This is a genomic window from Variovorax ginsengisoli (genome assembly GCF_030486595.1).
Classification (GTDB): Bacteria; Pseudomonadota; Gammaproteobacteria; order Burkholderiales; family Burkholderiaceae_C; genus Variovorax; species Variovorax ginsengisoli_B.
Genome location: NZ_JAUJZH010000018.1, coordinates 1 through 17903, shown reverse-complemented (window position 1 = coordinate 17903; position 17903 = coordinate 1). Strand labels below are relative to the sequence as shown.

The 17903-nt window shown below is 70.1% G+C and carries 15 protein-coding genes and 2 pseudogenes; 6 read left to right on the top strand and 11 right to left on the bottom strand.

What is annotated here, in order from left to right:
* The 4 genes from kdpE (at position 1) to QZH52_RS22880 (ending at position 3191) form a co-directional block, all read left to right on the top strand.
* On the top strand, positions 1-693 hold the full coding sequence (kdpE, locus tag QZH52_RS22895; RefSeq protein WP_301812858.1) for a two-component system response regulator KdpE: 693 nt from the start codon (positions 1-3) through the stop codon (positions 691-693).
* Between the two features lie 119 nt (positions 694-812).
* Positions 813-1916 carry a site-specific integrase gene (locus tag QZH52_RS22890; protein WP_301812857.1) on the top strand — a complete coding sequence of 368 codons (1104 nt, stop codon included), beginning with the start codon at positions 813-815 and terminating at the stop codon, positions 1914-1916.
* A 430-nt stretch (positions 1917-2346) separates the two neighbouring features.
* Positions 2347-2628 carry a hypothetical protein gene (locus QZH52_RS22885; RefSeq protein WP_301812856.1) on the top strand — a complete coding sequence of 94 codons (282 nt, stop codon included), beginning with the start codon at positions 2347-2349 and terminating at the stop codon, positions 2626-2628.
* Between the two features lie 92 nt (positions 2629-2720).
* The gene (locus QZH52_RS22880) at positions 2721-3191 is read left to right on the top strand and encodes a septal ring lytic transglycosylase RlpA family protein (RefSeq protein ID WP_301812855.1); all 471 of its coding nucleotides are present in this window, start codon (positions 2721-2723) and stop codon (positions 3189-3191) included.
* A gap of 15 nt (positions 3192-3206) precedes the next feature.
* Here QZH52_RS22880 and QZH52_RS22875 read toward each other — a convergent pair whose 3' ends face one another.
* From QZH52_RS22875 to QZH52_RS22830, 10 genes and pseudogenes are all read right to left on the bottom strand, one after another.
* On the bottom strand, positions 3207-4370 hold the full coding sequence (locus tag QZH52_RS22875) for a CMD domain-containing protein (RefSeq protein ID WP_301812854.1): 1164 nt from the start codon (positions 4368-4370) through the stop codon (positions 3207-3209).
* On the bottom strand, positions 4367-5683 hold the full coding sequence (locus QZH52_RS22870) for an acyl-CoA thioesterase/bile acid-CoA:amino acid N-acyltransferase family protein (protein WP_301812853.1): 1317 nt from the start codon (positions 5681-5683) through the stop codon (positions 4367-4369). Before QZH52_RS22870 ends, QZH52_RS22875 begins: the two co-directional genes overlap by 4 nt.
* A gap of 10 nt (positions 5684-5693) precedes the next feature.
* A complete protein-coding gene (locus QZH52_RS22865; RefSeq protein ID WP_301812852.1) occupies positions 5694-7259 on the bottom strand; it encodes an ABC transporter substrate-binding protein in 1566 nt (521 codons plus the stop codon).
* A 36-nt stretch (positions 7260-7295) separates the two neighbouring features.
* The gene (locus tag QZH52_RS22860; protein WP_301812973.1) at positions 7296-8288 is read right to left on the bottom strand and encodes an ABC transporter ATP-binding protein; all 993 of its coding nucleotides are present in this window, start codon (positions 8286-8288) and stop codon (positions 7296-7298) included.
* 78 nt (positions 8289-8366) lie between these two features.
* Positions 8367-9362: pseudogene (locus tag QZH52_RS22855) on the bottom strand (ABC transporter ATP-binding protein); the annotation flags it as partial.
* The gene (locus QZH52_RS22850) at positions 9359-10267 is read right to left on the bottom strand and encodes an ABC transporter permease (protein ID WP_436411623.1); all 909 of its coding nucleotides are present in this window, start codon (positions 10265-10267) and stop codon (positions 9359-9361) included. The pseudogene QZH52_RS22855 and the gene QZH52_RS22850, both read right to left, overlap by 4 nt.
* Complete coding sequence (locus QZH52_RS22845) at positions 10264-11238, bottom strand: ABC transporter permease (RefSeq protein WP_286529266.1); 975 nt, start codon at positions 11236-11238, stop codon at positions 10264-10266. The genes QZH52_RS22850 and QZH52_RS22845 overlap by 4 nt, the downstream gene beginning before the upstream one ends.
* A gap of 82 nt (positions 11239-11320) precedes the next feature.
* Entirely contained in the window at positions 11321-12826 is a 1506-nt protein-coding gene (locus QZH52_RS22840) for a flavin-containing monooxygenase (RefSeq protein WP_301812851.1), read from the bottom strand.
* 11 nt (positions 12827-12837) lie between these two features.
* Entirely contained in the window at positions 12838-13827 is a 990-nt protein-coding gene (locus QZH52_RS22835) for a LysR family transcriptional regulator (protein ID WP_301812850.1), read from the bottom strand.
* A gap of 159 nt (positions 13828-13986) precedes the next feature.
* Positions 13987-14943 carry a LysR family transcriptional regulator gene (locus tag QZH52_RS22830; RefSeq protein ID WP_301812849.1) on the bottom strand — a complete coding sequence of 319 codons (957 nt, stop codon included), beginning with the start codon at positions 14941-14943 and terminating at the stop codon, positions 13987-13989.
* A 105-nt stretch (positions 14944-15048) separates the two neighbouring features.
* Between QZH52_RS22830 and aptA the strand changes: the two genes are divergently transcribed.
* The gene (gene aptA / locus QZH52_RS22825) at positions 15049-16407 is read left to right on the top strand and encodes an omega-aminotransferase AptA (RefSeq protein ID WP_301812848.1); all 1359 of its coding nucleotides are present in this window, start codon (positions 15049-15051) and stop codon (positions 16405-16407) included.
* Positions 16408-16428: 21 nt separating this feature from the next.
* Here the strand turns inward: aptA and QZH52_RS22820 are convergent, their stop codons facing one another.
* Positions 16429-17334, bottom strand: coding sequence for a LysR family transcriptional regulator (locus QZH52_RS22820; RefSeq protein WP_301812847.1), 906 nt, complete (start codon positions 17332-17334; stop codon positions 16429-16431).
* 133 nt (positions 17335-17467) lie between these two features.
* On the opposite strand from QZH52_RS22820, the pseudogene QZH52_RS22815 reads away from it, so the two are divergent.
* Positions 17468-17903, top strand: a pseudogene (locus QZH52_RS22815) (amidohydrolase family protein); the annotation flags it as partial.

Here is a 17903-nt window from a genome sequence, read left to right as displayed (position 1 = left end):
ATGCCTGTGCCCGTTGCCATCGTGATCGAGGACGAGCCGCAGATCCGCCGCTTCGTGCGCGGCGCGCTCGAGGCCGAGGGCTGGCAGGTGCACGAGGCCGGCACCTTGCGCGATGGGCTGGCGGCCGCCGGCACGCGGCAGCCCGACTTGCTGGTGCTGGACCTCGGGCTGCCGGACGGCGACGGTGTCTCGCTGATCCGCGACGTGCGCGGCTGGTCGGCGGTGCCGATCATCGTGCTCTCGGCGCGCACCGACGAGGCCGACAAGATCGCCGCGCTCGATGCCGGCGCCGACGACTACCTCACCAAGCCCTTCGGCACCGGCGAACTGCTGGCCCGTGTGCGCGCCAACCTGCGCCGGCCACGGGCGGCCGCGGGCGGCGAAGAGCCCGATGCCGTGTTCCGCTTCGGCGAGGTCGAGATCGATCGCAGTGCGCGGCTGGTGCGGCGGGCCGGTTCGGAGGTGCACCTGACACCGACGGAGTACCGCCTGCTGTCGGTGCTGGTGGCCAATGCCGGGCGAGTTCTGACCCAGCGTCAACTGCTGCGCGAAGTGTGGGGGCCGTCGCATGCCGGGCAGAGCCACTACCTCCGGATCTACATGGGGCACCTGCGGCAGAAGCTGGAGCAGGACCCCGCGCAGCCGAAGCACCTGATCACCGAGATCGCGGTGGGGTACAGGCTCGTGGTGTGAAGCGTGCCAGCGCCATGACCACACCGCATTTGACGAGCGCGAAATCGAAGTGGCTGGTTTTCTTGTGATATACCGCACCATGGACAGGCCGCCCGGCACTCGGTATGCTGCCGCTTCACATGCCCCACACCATCGCCGTCTCCCGTGAAGCGCCCCTGCCCTGGCTGAAGAATCCGGCCGACGCCCACCGGCAGTGGCGTTCGACCTTGAGTTGGAAAAAGGACGTCGGCAGCGACGATGCCCCGCTCTACACCGCGCACAGCAACAAGCTCTACCAGTCGTTCTGGGGCAAGTTCTGCCGCTGGCTGGCCGGCCGCTCGCTGCGGCTCGACGAGGTGAGGCAGGCCCATGTCGAATCCTTCCTGGACAGCTTGCGCGGCCGGGCCGATGCGCCTGCCAGCGTGCGCACCATGCGGACCTACCTGGCCGAGATCCATCGCGTGTTCACGCACCTGCAAGCCATCGGCGTGGTGGCGGCGAATCCCGCATCCGTGGTGCTCGAACGCAAGCGGCGCCAGCCCGAGACCCGCTTCACCACCGATCCCCCGTTGCCGCCCGGCCCGAGCTTCCTCGCGGCCTACGAGCGGATGGCCGTGCGCTTGTTCGAGGAGGAATCGGACCAGCTTCCCGATGGCTGGACGCCATCGCGCAACCTGGCCCTGCGCCTGGTGGTGGCGGAGTGCGGCCTGAAGCTGTCCGAAGTCTGCAAGCTGATCCCGCGCAACATCACGCTCCGGCCCGACGGCAGCGTGGTGGTCCGCGCCCCGGGGCACCGCCAGGTCGAGGCCCGCGTGCTGGTCGGCCGCGCCCCGCTGGCGAAAGCACTGCAACGGTGGCTGGCGATCCGAAGCACGCTGCGGGTGGTGCGCACCCGTCGCGAGCGCGAAGAAAACGCGCGCAACTCCAACCGACTGTTCCTCGGGCAGGCCGACATGGTGCAATCGACCGAACTGGTCGGCGGCGGCCTCGGCGCCGCCTGCAGCCCGGTGGCGCCCGACCTGGCCGAGCGGGTCGTGACGAGTTGTGTCAAGCGCACGCTCGAATCGCTGGGCCACCAGGCGGCCTTCCATGGACCGCAGTTGGTGCGCAACGCCTATGCCGCACGGCTGATCGCGAGCGGCATGAGCGATGCGGAGGTCTCCGACCAGCTCGGAATGAAAACGACTTTCACTGCGCGGGCCATCCGCGACAAGGTGGCGCCGGTGCCGGAGTCGGCGTCCTAGGCGCCGACAACGAAGAAGCCCGGCGAGTCGCCCCGCCGGGCCCGGGTTCTCGCAGATGCTGCGTTTGCCTTCGAGAGGCTGCATTGCCTACGTGAGAGGCGCACCCGGAGAACCTGGGTGAAATATGGTGCAGCGCGCGGTGCGTTTCTGTCGGACGCGACCGCGTCTTGGAGACCAGCGCGTTCATTCAAGGCTTGACCCTCGGCGGGTCGCCGCGGGGTGTCTGGTCGGCAGGCTCGGTCGGCTTCGCCGCATCATGGCTGAGGCCGCGGGGCGGGCAGAGGCGCCGGCGTGCGGTAGGCAGCCGCCGACGGGAGTCGGACAGCGCGGCGCCGGGTTGGCGGACTCCTCCTGCCCTCGAAGCTTCGGCGGCGGGGCCACAATTCACTCGTCCACTTGCCAGATTCAAGGATTTCAGAAGGGAGACACCATGCCGATGGAGTTTCTTCGCCAGGTCGCTGAAGAGAAACTGCCGTTCACAGTCTTCGCACCCTCGGACATCGACAAGCTGCGCGTCCTTCGCGCCGCAGGCCTGGTCACCGCTTTCATTCCGCCGGCCGAGGAGCTTCGCTCCGGCGCGGAGATGCAGAAGGCGGCCCAGGTGCTGGCGATCACGGCCAAGGGCATCGCGGCCCTGCAGGGGCGGCTCGACGACGCGGACCTGCTGGCGCCCAGCGGCTCCGAAGACGCGGGCAGCGCCAAGTACCTGTAGCGACCATCGGGCCTGCCCCCATGTCGACGCGCACTCCATCGCAGCGAGTTCCCTCGCAGCGATTCGCGGCCGCGGCCTGCATCGGATGCCTGGTGGCAGGCTGCGCAAGCGCTCCGACCTCGCAAGAGCGGCCTGCACAGCCCGCGGCGCCCGCCGCGCAAGCGACCCAGCCGGCGCCGAAACCAGGCCCCGCCGAAACGAAACCAGGCCTCGACCGCAGCGGCAGCAAGCAGGTCGGCAAGGCGTCCTTCTATGCCGACAAGTTCAGCGGCCGCAAGATGGCGGACGGCAGCCGGATGGACCCGCGCGACGACAACGCCGCCAGCAAGACGCTGCCGCTCGGCACCACCGCGAAGGTGACCAACCTGGAGACCGGTCGCAGCGCGGTGGTCACCATCCAGGATCGCGGCCCCTACGTGAAGGGCCGCATCGTCGACCTCTCCCCGGCCACCGCGCGCGAGATCGGCATCTCGCGGGAAAACGGCGTGGCACAGGTCGAAGTCACACCGCTGTCGATACCACAGCCCGATGGGAAGAAGCCCGCCAGCGACGCCGGCCGATGAGCGCCGCCGCGCCGATCAGCTGTACACCGGCTGGCCGAGGTTGAGCATCAGCCGGTTGGCCCAGGCAAAGATCGCGACCGCGTGGAGGGTGTCGAGGATCTCGAGGTTCGTGAGCCCGGCGGCGCGCACCGCCTGCAGCTGGGTCACGCCGAATCCCGCCGGGTCGCGGGTGAGCGCGATCGCCAGCCGGACGATCGCGCGCTCGCGCGCCGTGGTGCCGGCCGTCTCCGGCTCTTCGAAGACCTGCGCGATGACGTCGTTGCGCCGCGCCAGTTGCTCGAAGCGCTGCGCGTGCACCGAGGCGCAGTAGACGCAGCCGTTGACACGCGAGACCACCGCGCTCGCCAGCTCGCGCTCGGCGCGCGACAGGCCGCCGGGCGCGTACATGATCGCGTTGAACACCGTGGCCCGCTCCTGCAGGATGCGCGGCTGCAGCACCAGCAGCAGGTAGTAGTCGGAGCTGCGCGCCTTCGGATGGCTGCTGTCGAGGACGCGCACCTGCTCGGGCGATGCCTGCGTGAGGTCGAGGGTCGGCAGCCAGGCCTTCCAGCCCAGCGTCTCGCTGGTGTAGCCGTTGATGCGCAGCGGCTCGCCGGGCGGCGGCAGGTTCGCCGGATGCACGAACGGCGCCGGGTCTTCGTCCGCGGCCGGCGCCGCGCTGTCGCCGCCGAGTTCGGCCAGCGCCCGCAGGCCCGCGACCACCCGCACCTGGTAGGCCACGAAGGCGATCAGCTGGGCCAGCGCCACGACCTCCGGCGTCGACAGTCCGGCCGCCGGCAGCTTCAGCAGCGCCTCGCGGTCGCCTTCGACCGGATGATCGGTCAGTGTGCGGGCGAAGCGCAGCACGGCCTGCAGGCGAGGGTCCTGGCCCAGCGCTTCGGGCGCCGCGCCGTCCGCCGCGGCCTGCTGCGCCGGGCTCAGCGGCGCCAGGGCATCGAGCCGCGCGCGGTAGTGCGCGTGCAGCGCATCGCTGCCCGCACTGCGCGCGATGGCGTCGGCGACAAGCAGCCGCTCCACCAGCGGCGAGCCCGAGAGCTCGGTTTCGAACAGGGCCTCGTAGCTGCCTTGCGTTGCGGCCACCACCTTGTGGCGCTGGTGGCGCACCGCATGCGTGGCGCTGCCTGCCGCGAGCGGCACGGAGGCGTCGACCAGGTCGACGGAAGGATTCGAATCGGTCATGGGCTTGTGTCTCCAGGGGATGCGATGCGCGCGGCCACGGCCTGCTGCAGGAAGCGCAGCACGCCCTGCCAGGAAGCCTCGTCCGCATGCGCGTTGTGGGCGGGCGTGCCGCCCGAAGTGCTGCGGCGGCCCGACACCGGGTGGGCATAGCCGAGCTGCGTGGTCGGCACGAAGGGGAACAGGATCGAGTGGCCCGCGCCCTCGAAGTCCAGGTGCGCCACCGCATGCGGGTGCCCGAACTGCGCCAGCCGCTCGGTCACCATGCGGCCGTAGAGGCTGGACGGCCAGGAGCCGTCGTCGGTGGCCGACAGCACCATCACCGGGCCACGGATCTTTTCCACCGGGATGCGCGCGCGTTCTACTGCTTCCGGATCCTGCAGCGCCGTCCGCAGCGCATCGGCATGGCGGCGCGGCTCGGGGCCTTCGTCCCAGGGCGCCCAGGTCGCGGTGCGGTTGTTCTCCCACACATGCGGCAGCGGGCGGCCGCGGAAGATCCAGGCCGGGCCTTCGCGGCCGAGCGCCGGATCGCAGGCGTTCTGCGCGCAGTGCACCACAGCGCCGGGCACATAGCCGATAACGGCCGACACCGACGCCGGGAACAGCGTGCCGAGCAGCAGCACCAGTTCGCCGCCGCGCGACTGGCCGCTGAGGGCGACGAAGCCCTGCAGCGGCTTCAGCGTGCGGTGCATCCAGGCCAGCGCCGTCTCGAAGTACTCGAGCCGGGTGGCCGAGATGTAGTCCGACAGGCCCGGCGCCTTGAAGTAGCCGAGCGCGAAGGCCGCGTAGCCATGCGAGGCATACAGCGCGGCACGCGGCTCGTTGATGCCGCCGCCCGAGCCGTTGAGGATCATCACGGCGGGATGCGGACCGGGCCCGGCGGGCAGGAACAGCGTGCCGACCAGGCCCTCTTCGCGAACCTCGCGGCGCGTCACGCCTGCCGCGGCCAGGCGCTGCACGAAGCCGCCGCGCACCGGTCGGGCGTCGCCGTCGCGCCGCGCGAGGATGTCGGTTGCGAGCGCCGCCGCCGGCTCGGCGTCGAAAAGCTCGCGCGCACCGGCCGTGTCCGGCACCTGGGCCCAGACCAGGCCCATCGCCGACACGCCCTGGTAGCTGCCCGCGACCGGCGCGTCGCGCCAGAGATCGACCGTGCCTTCGGCATCGGCGACGAAACGCGCCGCCGCGCGCCAAGGCACGCCCGCCCCGCGCAGCGTGCAGCTGGCGACCTCGACCTGCTCGCCCGGCGCCAGGCCGTCGAGCGCGATCCGCCGCGGCACGTCGATCAGCGCGTCCCCGGGCGTGATGCTGAGCCTCATGCGCCGGCCTTCACTTGACTTGCGTGACCTGCATCGCGGTGGTTCGGTCGCTCAGCAGCGGCACGACCTTCAGGCCCTTCTTCGCGGCCCAGATGTTCTGGTAGTGGTAGAGCGGGATCTGGCCCACGTCGTCGGTCACCAGCTTGGCGGCATGGCGGAAGATGGCTTCGCGGCGCTTGGCATCGAACTCGACGGTGGCTGCATCCAGCGCCTTGTCGACCGCCTCGTTGCTGTAGCCGCCCCAGTTGTTCGAGCCGCGTCCGCGCTTGGCGTCGGGCGTTGCCAGGGTCTGCAGCAGGCCGTAGCCGGCCTCGCCGGTGCCGTTGCCCCAGGCGATCACGCTGACCGCGTACTCGTTCTTGGTGGCCCGGCTCGAATACACCGACCAGGGCACCACCTCGACCTTGGTCTTCACGCCAATGCGGCTCCAGAACTGCGCCACGGCCTGCACCGTCTCGGGCGCCTGCGGATAGCGGTCGCCCGGCACGTGGATCGCGATCTGGAAGCCCTGCGGGAAGCCCGCCTCGGCCAGCAGCTTCTTGGCCTGCTCGATGTTGTAGGGGATTGCCGGCACCTCGGGGTTGTAGCCGAAGCTGCCCTTGGGCATCCACTGGTTGGCCTCGGTCACGGTGCCCTGCAGGATGCGGTCGACGATCGCCTTGCGGTTGATGGCCAGCGACAGCGCCTGGCGAACCCTGACGTCGAGCAGCGGGTTCTTCTCGAGCGGCTTGCCCGCGTTGTCGGTGATGAATTCGTTCGACCCGGCCTTGAAGTTCGGCTGCAGCAGCAGCACGCGCAGGCCAGGGTAGGTGTAGACGCTGACCTTCGGGTCCTTGCGCAGCTTCTCCACGTCGGTCACCGCGACCTTGTCGATCACGTCGACGTCGCCGGCCAGCAGTGCCGCCGTGCGTGCCGCGCCGTTGCTGATGAAGCGGTAGTTGACCTTCTCCCACAGCGGCTTCGGCCCGTAGTACCCCGGATTGCGCTCGAACACCGTGCGGTCGCCGGGCACGTAGGAGATGAACTTGTAGGGGCCCGAGCCGACCACGGCGCGGCCGGCGTTGTAGTCCTCGGTCCTGGACTTCTCGCCAACATGCTTGCTCACGACGTAGATCGACGCGATGTCCAGCGGCAGCATCGGGTTGGGCGTGTTGGTCTTGACGATCAGCGTGGCCGGGTCCTTGGCAGTGACCGACTCGACCGTGCGCAGCGCGCCCGAATACGAAGCCACGCTGCCCGGCACGCTGCGTGCGCGCTGGAACGAGAACACGATGTCGTCGGCCGTGAAGGGCGACCCGTCCTGCCACTTGATGTCGGTGCGCAGCTTGAATTCCCAGGTCTTGTCGTCGAGCGCCTTCCAGCTCGATGCCAGTGCGGGCTCCAGCTTGCCGCCGTCGCGCGAATTGATGATCGAGTCCCAGAAATGCAACGCCAGCGAACGGTCGCCCGCATGGTTGTTGAGCTCCGGGTCGACCGATGAGATCGGGTCGGCGAAGCCGATGGACAGCGTCTGGGCGGACGCGGCGACGCCGCTGGCGAGCAGCGCGGCGGCAACGATGGGAAGCAGGCGGTTCATGTGGATACCCTCAGGAAGGACAAGTGAAGCAGGGACTCAGTGGGCGTCGTGCAGATGGCACGCGCTCGCGTGATGGATGGCGATGCCGCGCAGCCGCGGCGTCTCGGTGCGGCAGCGCGGCATCGCCTGCGGACAGCGTGGATGGAAGTGGCAGCCCGACGGCGGCGCGATCGGGCTCGGAATCTCGCCGCGGATCGCGCTGAAGCGCGCGCCGCGCGCCTCGATGCTCGGGATCTCGGCCAGCAGCGCCTGAGTGTAGGGATGCGCGGGCCGCGCGAACAGCTCGGCCACCGGCGCGCTCTCGACCACCCGGCCGAGGTACATCACGGCCACGCGGTCGCACAGGTGCTCGATCACGCCAAGATCATGGCTGATGAACAGATAGGCCAGGCCCAGCTGGTCGCGCAGGTCCATGAAGAGGTTCAGGATCTGGGCCTGGATCGACACGTCCAGCGCCGCCACCGCCTCGTCGCTCACCAGCATCGACGGCTGCACCGCCAGCGCGCGGGCGATGCCGATGCGCTGGCGCTGGCCGCCGCTGAACTGATGCGGGTAGCGGTGGCGCAGCGCGGGGTCGAGCCCGGCGCGCTGCAACTGGGCGCAGACGTAGTCGTCCAGCCCGGCGGCGTCGGTCAGGCCATGCAGCAAGGCGGCCTCGCCGACGATGCGCGAGACCCGCAGCCGCGGGTTCAGGCTCGCATACGGGTCCTGGAACACCATCTGGATGCGCAGCCGCGCGGCCAGCTGCTCGGCCGGCGTGAAGTCCGCGGCCGGCGTGCCGCCCACGATCACCTCGCCTTCGGTGGGCCTGAGCAGGCCGGCCGCGATGCGGCCCAGGGTCGACTTGCCGCAGCCGGATTCGCCGACCAGACCGACCACTTCGCCGGGCCGCACCGACAGGTCGACGCCGTCGACCGCATGCGTGACGACCGGCGGCCGGTTCCAGCCGACGCTGCGCAGCGCGCGCCCGACCACACCGGGCGGCGGCGTGGCGCCGAAGCGCTGCGCGACCTGCCGCAGCGCGATCAGCGGTGGCGCCTGGTCGTTGGCCGCCGGCGCCCGCGGCGCCGCTGGCGGGCGCGGCGCTGCCGGCGCCGCCGGCCTGCCCTGCTGCGGATGGAAACAGCGTACCTGGTGCCAGGGTGCCTCGTGGCGCGGCCGCGAGATCTCCGGGCGTGCTTCGCAGGCCGCGTCCGCATGGGGGCAGCGCGGCGCGAAGGCGCAGCCGACCGGCATGTTCAGCAGGCTTGGCGTCATGCCCTGGATCTGCCGCAGCCGCGCGCCGCGCGCGTTGGCGCCGGGCAGGCTGTCGATCAGGCCGCGGGTGTACGGATGGCGGGGATGGTCGAGCACGTCGTCCACCGTGCCGTGTTCGACGATGCGCCCCGCGTACATCACGGCGATCTCGTCGGCCAGCCCCGCCACCACCGACAGGTCGTGGCTGATCCAGATCAGCGAAGTGCCGGTGTCGCGCACCAGCTTCTGCACTTCGGAGAGGATCTGCGCCTGGATCGTCACGTCCAGCGCCGTGGTCGGCTCGTCCGCGATGATCAGGTCGGGGCCGTGCAGCATCGCGATGGCGATCGCCACCCGCTGGCGCATGCCGCCCGAGAGCTGGTGCGGGTAGGCGCGCAGCCGCTCGTCCGGGCTCGGGATGCCCATCCGCCCCAGCGTGTCGCGGGCATGGCGGCGCGCCTCCTCCGCCGAGACCCGCCGGTGCGCCTGCACCGCCTCGATCATCTGCGTGTCGACCCGCAGCACCGGGTTGAGCGTGGCCATCGGGTCCTGGAAGATCATCGCGATGCGGTTGCCCCGCAGCGCGCGCCGTTCGCCAGCCGCCAGCTGGGTCAGGTCGCGGCCCTGGAACAGCACCTGGCCGCCCTCCACCCGGCCCGGCGGATCGACCAGGCCCATGATCGAGAAGCCGGTCACCGACTTGCCGGAGCCCGACTCGCCGACCAGCCCCAGCACCTTGCCGCGGCCCAGCGTGAACGACACGCCGTCGACTACCGGCAGCACGCCGGCGCGGGTGTGGAAGCGCGTCTGCAGGTTGCGCACTTCCAGCGTCGGCAGTTCGAGTTCGGGCGCGAGAACGGCGCTCATTTCTGCAACCTCGGGTTGAGCACGTCGCGCAGCTGGTCGCCGACCAGGTTGATCGCGACGATGGCGGCCAACAGGGCGACGCCGGGAAAGAAGCTGATCCAGTACTCGTTCGACAACAGGTACTGGTAGCCGTTGGAGATCAGCAGGCCGAGCGAGGGCTCGGTGATCGGCACGCCCAGCCCCAGGAACGACAGCGTCGCTTCCAGCGTGATGGCGCGCGCGATCTGCAGCGCGCCGATGACCAGCAGCGGCGGCAGGCAGTTCGGCAGGATGTGGCCGGTGAGGATGCGCCAGCGCGGAATGCCCTGCCCCTGCGCCGCATCGACGTACTCGCGCCGCGCCTCGACCAGGGCCTGGCCCCGTGCGGTGCGCGCGTAGTAGGCCCATTCGAGCAGCACCAGTGTCAGCATGACGTTGCCCACGCCCTTGCCGACGTAGGCCAGGATCATCAGCGCCATCAGGATGGTCGGGAACGACAGCAGCAGGTCGACCAGCCGCATCAGCAGCGCGTCGACCTTGCCGCCCGCGTAGGCGGCCACGAGTCCGACCAGCGTGCCGATCACCGCGGCGATCAGTGCCGAGCCGACGCCGACCGTCAGGCTGATGCGCAGCCCGTAGATGATGGCCGAGTACAGGTCCCTGCCCTGCCCGTCGGTGCCGAGCCAGTAGGTGTAGCCGCCCTCGCTGCTGCGCGAACCGGGCGGCAGGCGGGCGTCGAGCACGTCCAGCTGCAGCAGGTCGTAGGGGTTCTGCGGCGTGATCCAGGGCGCCAGCAGCGCGGCCAGCACCACGATGCCCAGCACCACCAGGCCGCCCACCGCGATCCGCGAATGCAGGAAGTCGGCGGCGACCCGCCACCAGATCGAGCGCTCGTCGTAGGTCTTTGCCATGCTCACGCCGCTCATCGGGCGCCTTCCAGCCGCACCCGCGGATCGAGCAGCTTGTAGAGCAGGTCCACGATCAGGTTGAGCGTCACGAAGATCACGACCACCACCATCAGGTAGGCCACCACCACCGGCCGGTCGAGCGAGTTGATGCTGTCGAGGATCAGCTTGCCGGCCCCCGGCCAGGCGAAGATGGTCTCGGTGACCACCGCGTAGGCGATGGTCGCGCCCAGCTCCAGCCCGAGCACCGTGACCAGCGGGATCATGGTGTTGCGCATGACGTGCATCAGCATCACGCGGGTCGGCGACAGGCCCTTGGCGCGCGCGAACTTGACGAAATCCTGCGGCAGCACCTCGCGCACGCCGGCGCGCGTGAGCCGCAGCACCAGCGAGATCTTGAACAGCGCGAGATTGAAGGCCGGCAGCAGCAGGTGCTGCAGCCCGTCGAGCGTGAGCCAGGACCACTGGACGCCGAACAGTGCACGGGTCTCGCCGCGCCCGCTGGCCGGCAACCAGCCCAGCTGCACGCTGAACACCATGATCAGCATCAGCGCCACCCAGAAGGCCGGCAGCGAGAAGCCGACGATGCTGGTGGCCATCAGCGTGCGCGACACCGGGTGCTCCGGCTTCATGCCCGCGAACAGCCCCAGCGGCACGCCGACCACGATCGCCATCAGCAGCGCCGCGAAGGCCAACTCCATGGTCGCGGGCAGGCGCTGCAGGATCAGGCGCACCGCGTCCTCCTGGTAGACGAAGCTGCGACCCAGGCTGCCGTGCAGCGCGCCGTCCACGAAGGCCAGGTACTGGCGCCACAGCGGCTGGTCGAGCCCGAGCCGCGCGATGGCGGCGAGCCGTTCCTGCTGGTTCATGTCCTCGCCGATCAGGATGTCGATCGGGTTGCCGATGGCGTGCAGGCCGATGAAGACGATCAGCGTCATCGCCACCACCACGAGCAGCGCCTGCAGCAGCCGGCGCAGCAGCCAGCCGGTCATTTCGACCCCCACGCTCGGCACTGCGTGTCCTCGCTGCCCCCCGAGGGGGCGCGAGCTTGCTTGGGGCGGCCCGGCGCGGCGCTCACTGCGCGACCTCGGGGTCGGCGGCTTCGATATACGGCGGCAAGCTCGAGGGCGTCCACTCGTCGCCGTCGAGTTCGGGCTCCGCATAGCGCTGCATGGCGGCGAAGTGCAGCTCGGCGTCCTCGCTCAGCAACTGGGCCGCGAGGCCGCGCGCCAGCCGCTGGGCGCCGTCGGTGATCTGCGGGATGTCGCCGGCCGCGGCGCCGTGCGAGAGCGAGGCGGCGTAGTTGAAGCAGTGCACGCGCTCCAGCCCCGGGCAGGCGCCCGGCGTCTTCGGCTGGAACTCGAACAGCGGGCCGAGGTCGGGCGACTCGGCCAGTTCGGTGTCGGCCGTGCCCTCCGGCGGCGCGAAGCGGTCCTGCCAGACCCGCACCTGCGGCGCGAAGGCGGCGAACTCGGGACGCAGCGCCCAGTCGGTGCGGAAGCCGGTGCTGAAGACCACGAAGTCGACCGCCAGCGGGCCCCGGCTGGTGTCGAGCCGCAGCGCGCCGTCGGCCCGCCGGACGGCGCCGAGCACCGAGGTGCCGAGCTGGAAATGGGCCGCGGCATGGCGCGACACGCGCAGCGTGCTGCCGTGCGGCGGGGGCACCTGCTGGACGTTGATGTAGTGGCGCATGCGCCATTTCCACTCGTCCGGCAGCTGCCAGAAGCCATGCACCATCCCCGGGCTGCCCGCGCCCTTGCCCTTGTTGACCCGCGGCAGGTCGGCGCGCCGGATCAGCAGGTCGACCCGCCCGGCACCGGCTTCGAGCGCCGAGGCGGCGGCGTCCATCGCCGAGGCGCCGCCGCCGACGACCGCGACGCGCCGGCCCCGCAGGCTTTCGGCGTCCCAGAGATCGGACGAATGGGCCCATCGATCGCGCGGCAGCGCGGCCGCCCAGCCGGGCACCCAGGCGCCGCCCAGGCCATCGCGGCCGGTGGCGAGCACCACGTGGCGAGCCCGGACGGTGTAGGCCCTGCCATCGGCCGTGCCGTCCAGCAGGTCGAGCTGCACCACGCCGTCGGCGCGCGGCAGCACCGCCCGCACCTGCTGTTCGTTGCGCACGTCGAGGCCCAGCACGCTGCGATACCAGCGCAGGTACTCGGCCCACTGCAGGCGCGGGATCTTGTCGAGCGCGTCCCAGGCCGCCAGCCCGAACTGGGCCTCGAACCAAGCGCGGAAGGTCAGCGCCGGCAGGCCCAGTGCAGGGCCGGTGAGTTCCTTGGGCGAACGCAGCGTCTCCATCCGCGCGGTCGTGGCCCAGGGGCCTTCGAAGCCGGCCGGCGAACGGTCGTAGATGCGGGCGCGCACGCCCAGGTGCGTGAGCGTCGCCAGCAGGGCCAGGCCCGCCATGCCGCCGCCGACGATGGCCACGTCCAGCGGCGCCTCGCCCGGCCCGTCCTTCACGGGCACCCAGGGCTTGGCGGGCAGGCCGAGCCAGGCCAGGTCCTGGCGCAGGCGTGCCTCGAGCGCCGCCAGCCCGGCGGGCGCTTCGGCGATCGGTGGTGGGAACTTGGCCTTCATCGCGGATGCTTTCAGAGAGAGGTGTCGTCGCCGGACGGCCGCGCAGCGTCGCCATAGACGCTCTGCAACAGGGCCGCATGGGCGGAGGGGTCGTGGCGCACGAAATGCGGCAGGGCGCTGGCGGCTTCGAGCAGCGCGTCGATCAACGCCCGCACGGGCGGCGTGACCGGCCGGGCCTGGGGCGTGACCACGCCGAAGATGAAAGGGATGTCGGTGTCCAGCGGCCGCACCGCCAGGCCTTCCAGCGGGGCGCCGCGGGCGGTCAGCGGCTCCAGCACCGCCACGCCGAGGCCGGCCCGCGCGAGTGCTTGGGCGTTGACCGAGGAGTTGGTCTCGATCAGCGCGGACTGCTGCGTCGGCGGGTGGCCGGCGCGCGCCAGAGTGGCGTCGAGCCGACGCCGCAGACGAAAGGGATTGCTCATCGTGATGAGCCGGCGCTGCGCCAGCGCCGCCAGCGGCACCACCGCGTGGGCGGCCAGCGGATCGTCGTGCGGCAGCACGGCCACGCAGGGCATCTCGCCGATCCAGTGCACGTCGAGGCCGCGATGCTCCAGCGGCAGGCTACTGGCGCCCAGCTGGACCGCGCCGCTGAGCACCGCATGGACGACCTGTTCGGGCGAGGCGCTGCGCAGCTGGATCGGCGCGGCGCCGGCCTGCGCTTCCAGCCGCTGCAAGGCCTGCGGCAGCAGTCCGACCGCCAGCGCGGAGGTGGCGGCCAGCACCAGGGGCTGCGCATTGCCGCGCGCGATCTCGGCCGCGCGCAGATGGATCTGCTGGAGGCCGCCCAGTGCGCGCTCCACGTCTTCATAGAGCAGGAAGCCCTGCTCGCTGGGCGTCACGCGGGGACCATGGCGGGTGAACAAGGCATAGCCGATCTCGGCTTCGAGTTCCTGCACCAGCCTGGACACCGCCGGCTGCGAGCGCGCCAGCAGCCGGGCGGCGCCAGTGACGCTGCCGGTCGACATGACGGCGGCAAAAGCCTCAAGCTGGCGCAGTTCCATGGGTTTGACTATCCATATTGATAATCATCAGGCATTTATCATGCCATTTACAAATACTTCCTTTCCATAAGCTTAGAGGGGAACTGTCTTAGTTACGTTTAATATCGAAAAGTGTCGAAAATCCGCCATTCCGCGAAGGCTTTCGGCTCAGCGCCGTCCTCAACCGACAGCTGCGCGCCCCCGCGCATGCGATTCGACCAGGCACTGCTCGAAGAGCTGCGCGGCCCGTGACGGCTGCGGTGCGCGGCGCACGATCGCCACGAACCTGCAGTCGTAGCGGAAGCGGTCCGGCCGCACGGCCCGCAGCTGCCCGCGGCGCTCGAAGGCCTCGGCGTAGTGGTCGGGGAGGAAGCCCAGGAAGCGCCCCGAGAGGATCAGCGTGGCGATCGCCTCCTGGTCGAATCCGGTCGCCGTACGGACCAGCCGTGCTTGGTGGCTCAGTTCCATGTTGGGCGAGTGGTAGCCGAGGCCGGCGAAGGCATGCCCCTTGAGGCGCGCCCAGGTGAGCCCGCCGTGGGCACCATCGAACAGCGGATGCCCGGCGCCGCAGTAGAGCAGCATCTTCTCGCCGAACAGGTCGGTGTAGGACAGGCTGGCCGAGCTGCGGTGCGCCGGGATCACGCCGACGTGGAAGCCGCCGTCGATGATGCCGCGCTCGATCGCATTGATGGTCGCCACGTGCATGCTCAGGCTCACGTCCGGCGCGCCGTCGTTGAAGCGCGCAATGGCATCGCCGATGCGCGCCTCGGGGTTGGTGGCGGTCTTGTCGAACACCGCGACCTCGAGCCGGCCGCCCATGCGCTGGTGGATGTCGTCGATGCTCTCGCGAAAGACATCGACCGACGCCAGCAGGCGCAGCGTCTCGCGGTAGACGCGCTCACCTTCGGGCGACACCGCGAAGCCGCCGCGCCCGCGCCGGCACAGCACGACGCCCAGCCGCGTTTCGAGATCCTTGACGTGGCGGCTGACCGTCGAGGTGCCGATGTTGAGCTCGAGCTCGGCGGCGGCCATGCCGCCGCACTCGACGACGCTCTTGAAGACCCGCAGCAGGCGCAGGTCCATGTCGCTGAGATGGCCCAGCACGGCCTTCGATCTGGAAGCCTTCGTTACTTTCATGATTCGTCAAGTGAACATTGATATTGCTGCCTTTGACGAAGTATGAAGGCTGCCAAGAATGATCGCCTCCACCACCATCCGCCGCCCTCCAAGCGGAAAGATCCCATGCCCGTCCTCACCTCCCCCTCGCCTTCGCTCGCGCCCGTGGTGCGCACCGACGCCGCCTGGCTCGACGCCCACTGGATGCCCTTCACCGCCAACCGGCAGTTCAAGGCCGACCCGCGGATGATCGTGGAGGCCCGCGGCGCCTACTTCACCGACGCCGACGGCCGCAAGATCTTCGACGGCCTGTCGGGCCTTTGGTGCTCGGGGCTGGGCCACGGCCGCCCCGAGATCACCGAAGCAGTGAGCCGGCAGATCGCCAGGCTCGACTACGCGCCGGCCTTCCAGCACGGCCATCCGCTCTCCTTCGAGCTGGCCAACAAGCTCAAGGAACTGACGCCCGAAGGCCTCGACTACGTCTTCTTCACCGGCTCGGGCTCGGAAGCCGCCGACACCTCGCTCAAGATGGCGCGCGCCTACTGGCGGGCCAGGGGCCAGGCGAGCAAGACGCGCCTGATCGGCCGCGAGAAGGGCTACCACGGCGTCAACTACGGCGGCATCTCGGTCGGCGGCATCGGCGCCAACCGCAAGCTGTTCGGGCAAAGCATCGAAGCCGACCACCTGCCGCACACGCAGCTCGCCGACAACGCGTTCAGCCGCGGCATGCCGGACCACGGCGCGGCACTGGCCGAGCGCCTGCTCGACCTGATTGCGCTGCATGACGCGTCGAACATCGCGGCGGTGATCGTCGAGCCTTTCTCCGGCTCCGCTGGCGTCGTGGTGCCGCCGCAGGGCTACCTGCAGCGCCTGCGCGAGATCTGCACGGCCCATGACATCCTGCTGATCTTCGACGAGGTCATCACCGGCTTCGGCCGCTGCGGCGCCATGACCGGCGCCGACGCCTTCGGGGTCGTGCCCGACATCATGAACGTCGCCAAGCAGGTCACCAACGGGGCCCAGCCGCTCGGCGCCGTGATCGCCAGCAGGGCCATCTACGACACCTTCATGGCAGTTGGCGGGGCTGACTACATGCTCGAGTTCCCGCATGGCTACACCTACTCGGCCCACCCCGTGGCCTGTGCCGCGGGCATCGCCGCCCTCGACGTCCTGCAGAAGGAGGGTCTGGTCGAACGGGTCGCTGCGCTGGCGCCGTTCTTCGAGGCGGCGGTGCACAGCCTGAAGGGATGCCGCCACGTCGTCGACATCCGCAACTACGGCCTGGCCGCGGGCCTCACGCTGGCGGCGCTGCCGGGCGAGCCGGCGCGCCGGCCCTTCGAGGTGGCCATGGCGTGCTGGCGCAAGGGCTTCTACGTGCGCTATGGCGGCGACACGATCCAGCTCGCCCCGCCCTTCATCGTCGAGAAGGCGGAGATCGAACGGCTGGTCGGCGCGCTGGGCGAGGCATTGGCCGAGACCGCCTGAGCCCGTCCGCAGCCGCGGGGCTCAAGCCTCGTTCGAGAAACCCAGGCGCCACTGGCTGTCGACTGCGAAGCTGCGCGCCAGGAAATCCACGAACTCCCGCACTTTCGGCGACGGGTGGCGAGGCTGCGGAAACACGGCGTACAAGGTGCGTGACTCCGGCGTCCAGCCCGGCAGCACCACGCACAGGTCGCCGGCGGCAATGTCGTCGGCGACCAGGAATGTCGGCAGCAGGCCGATGCCCGCGCCTTCGAGCAGCGATTCACGCAGCACCTGGCTGTTGTTGCAGCGGCAGTCGCCGGTGACGCGCACGGTGCGGTCGCCGCCGGGCCCGATCAGGTGCCACTCGTCAGGCACCTGGCCCCGGTTGTAGACCAGGCAGTTGTGCCGTTTCAGGTCCGGCACGGCCGCCGGCTCGCCGTGCCGGGCCAGATACGACGGCGCCGCCACCACGGCGCGTGCCATGCGGCCGATCGGCCGCGCACCGCGCATCGGCTCGCGATCGTTGGCAGCGATGGCGATCGCGACGTCGAAACCCTGCTCGGCCGGGTCGACGAAGAAATCGTTCATCGTGAGTTCGAGCTTGACCTCGGGAAAGCGCGCGAGGAAATCGGCGATGGTGCGGCCCAGGTGCGCCGAGCCCAGCGAGATCGGTGCCCGCACCTTCAAGAGCCCGCGCGGCGTCGGGTGCAGCTGGCCGGTGGATTTCTCGGCCTCCTCGATGTCGTCGAGGATGCGCACGCACTTGGCGTAGTAGGTGCCGCCCGCCTCGGTCAGGCTGATGCGCCGGGTGGTGCGCGCCAGCAGCGGCGTGCCGATATGGGTCTCGAGCGCGGCCACGTACTTGCTCACCGAACCGGCCGACATCGTGAGTTCCGCGGCCGCGTCGCTGAAGCTGTTGCGCTCGACGACCTTGCGAAAAACCGCCATGCAGGTGAGTCGGTCCACATTCTTTCCAATCAAGAAATCAATTCTTCTCAGAAGGCTTATTTATATCCCAATGAGAAACGTTCAGTATGCGCCCTGCCCCCTGTGAAACGACGATGACAACAAGAGGAGCTCCATGAAGCGGATCCTGATCCAGCACGCGAACATCCTGTCGATGGACCCCGGGGTCGGCGACTTCGACGATGCCGACATCCTGATCGAGGACGACAAGATCCTCGCGGTTGGCCCGAACATCGAGGCCGGCGACACCGAGGTGGTCGACGGCCGCGGCCGCATCGTCACGCCAGGCCTGGTCAACGCCCACATCCACACCTGGGAGTACCAGCTGCGCGGCATCGGCAGCGACTGGGTGGGTTTTCGCGACTACGTGGCCAACATGCACGGCAACCTCGCCACGCGCTACGGCGTGCGCGACGTCTACCTGGGCAACCTGCTGGGTTCGCTGAACCAGTTGCGCAACGGCACCACCACCATCGTCGACTGGTGCCACATCCTGCGCGATGCCGAGATGACCGACACCGCCATCGATGCCCTCGAGGCGTCCGGCATCC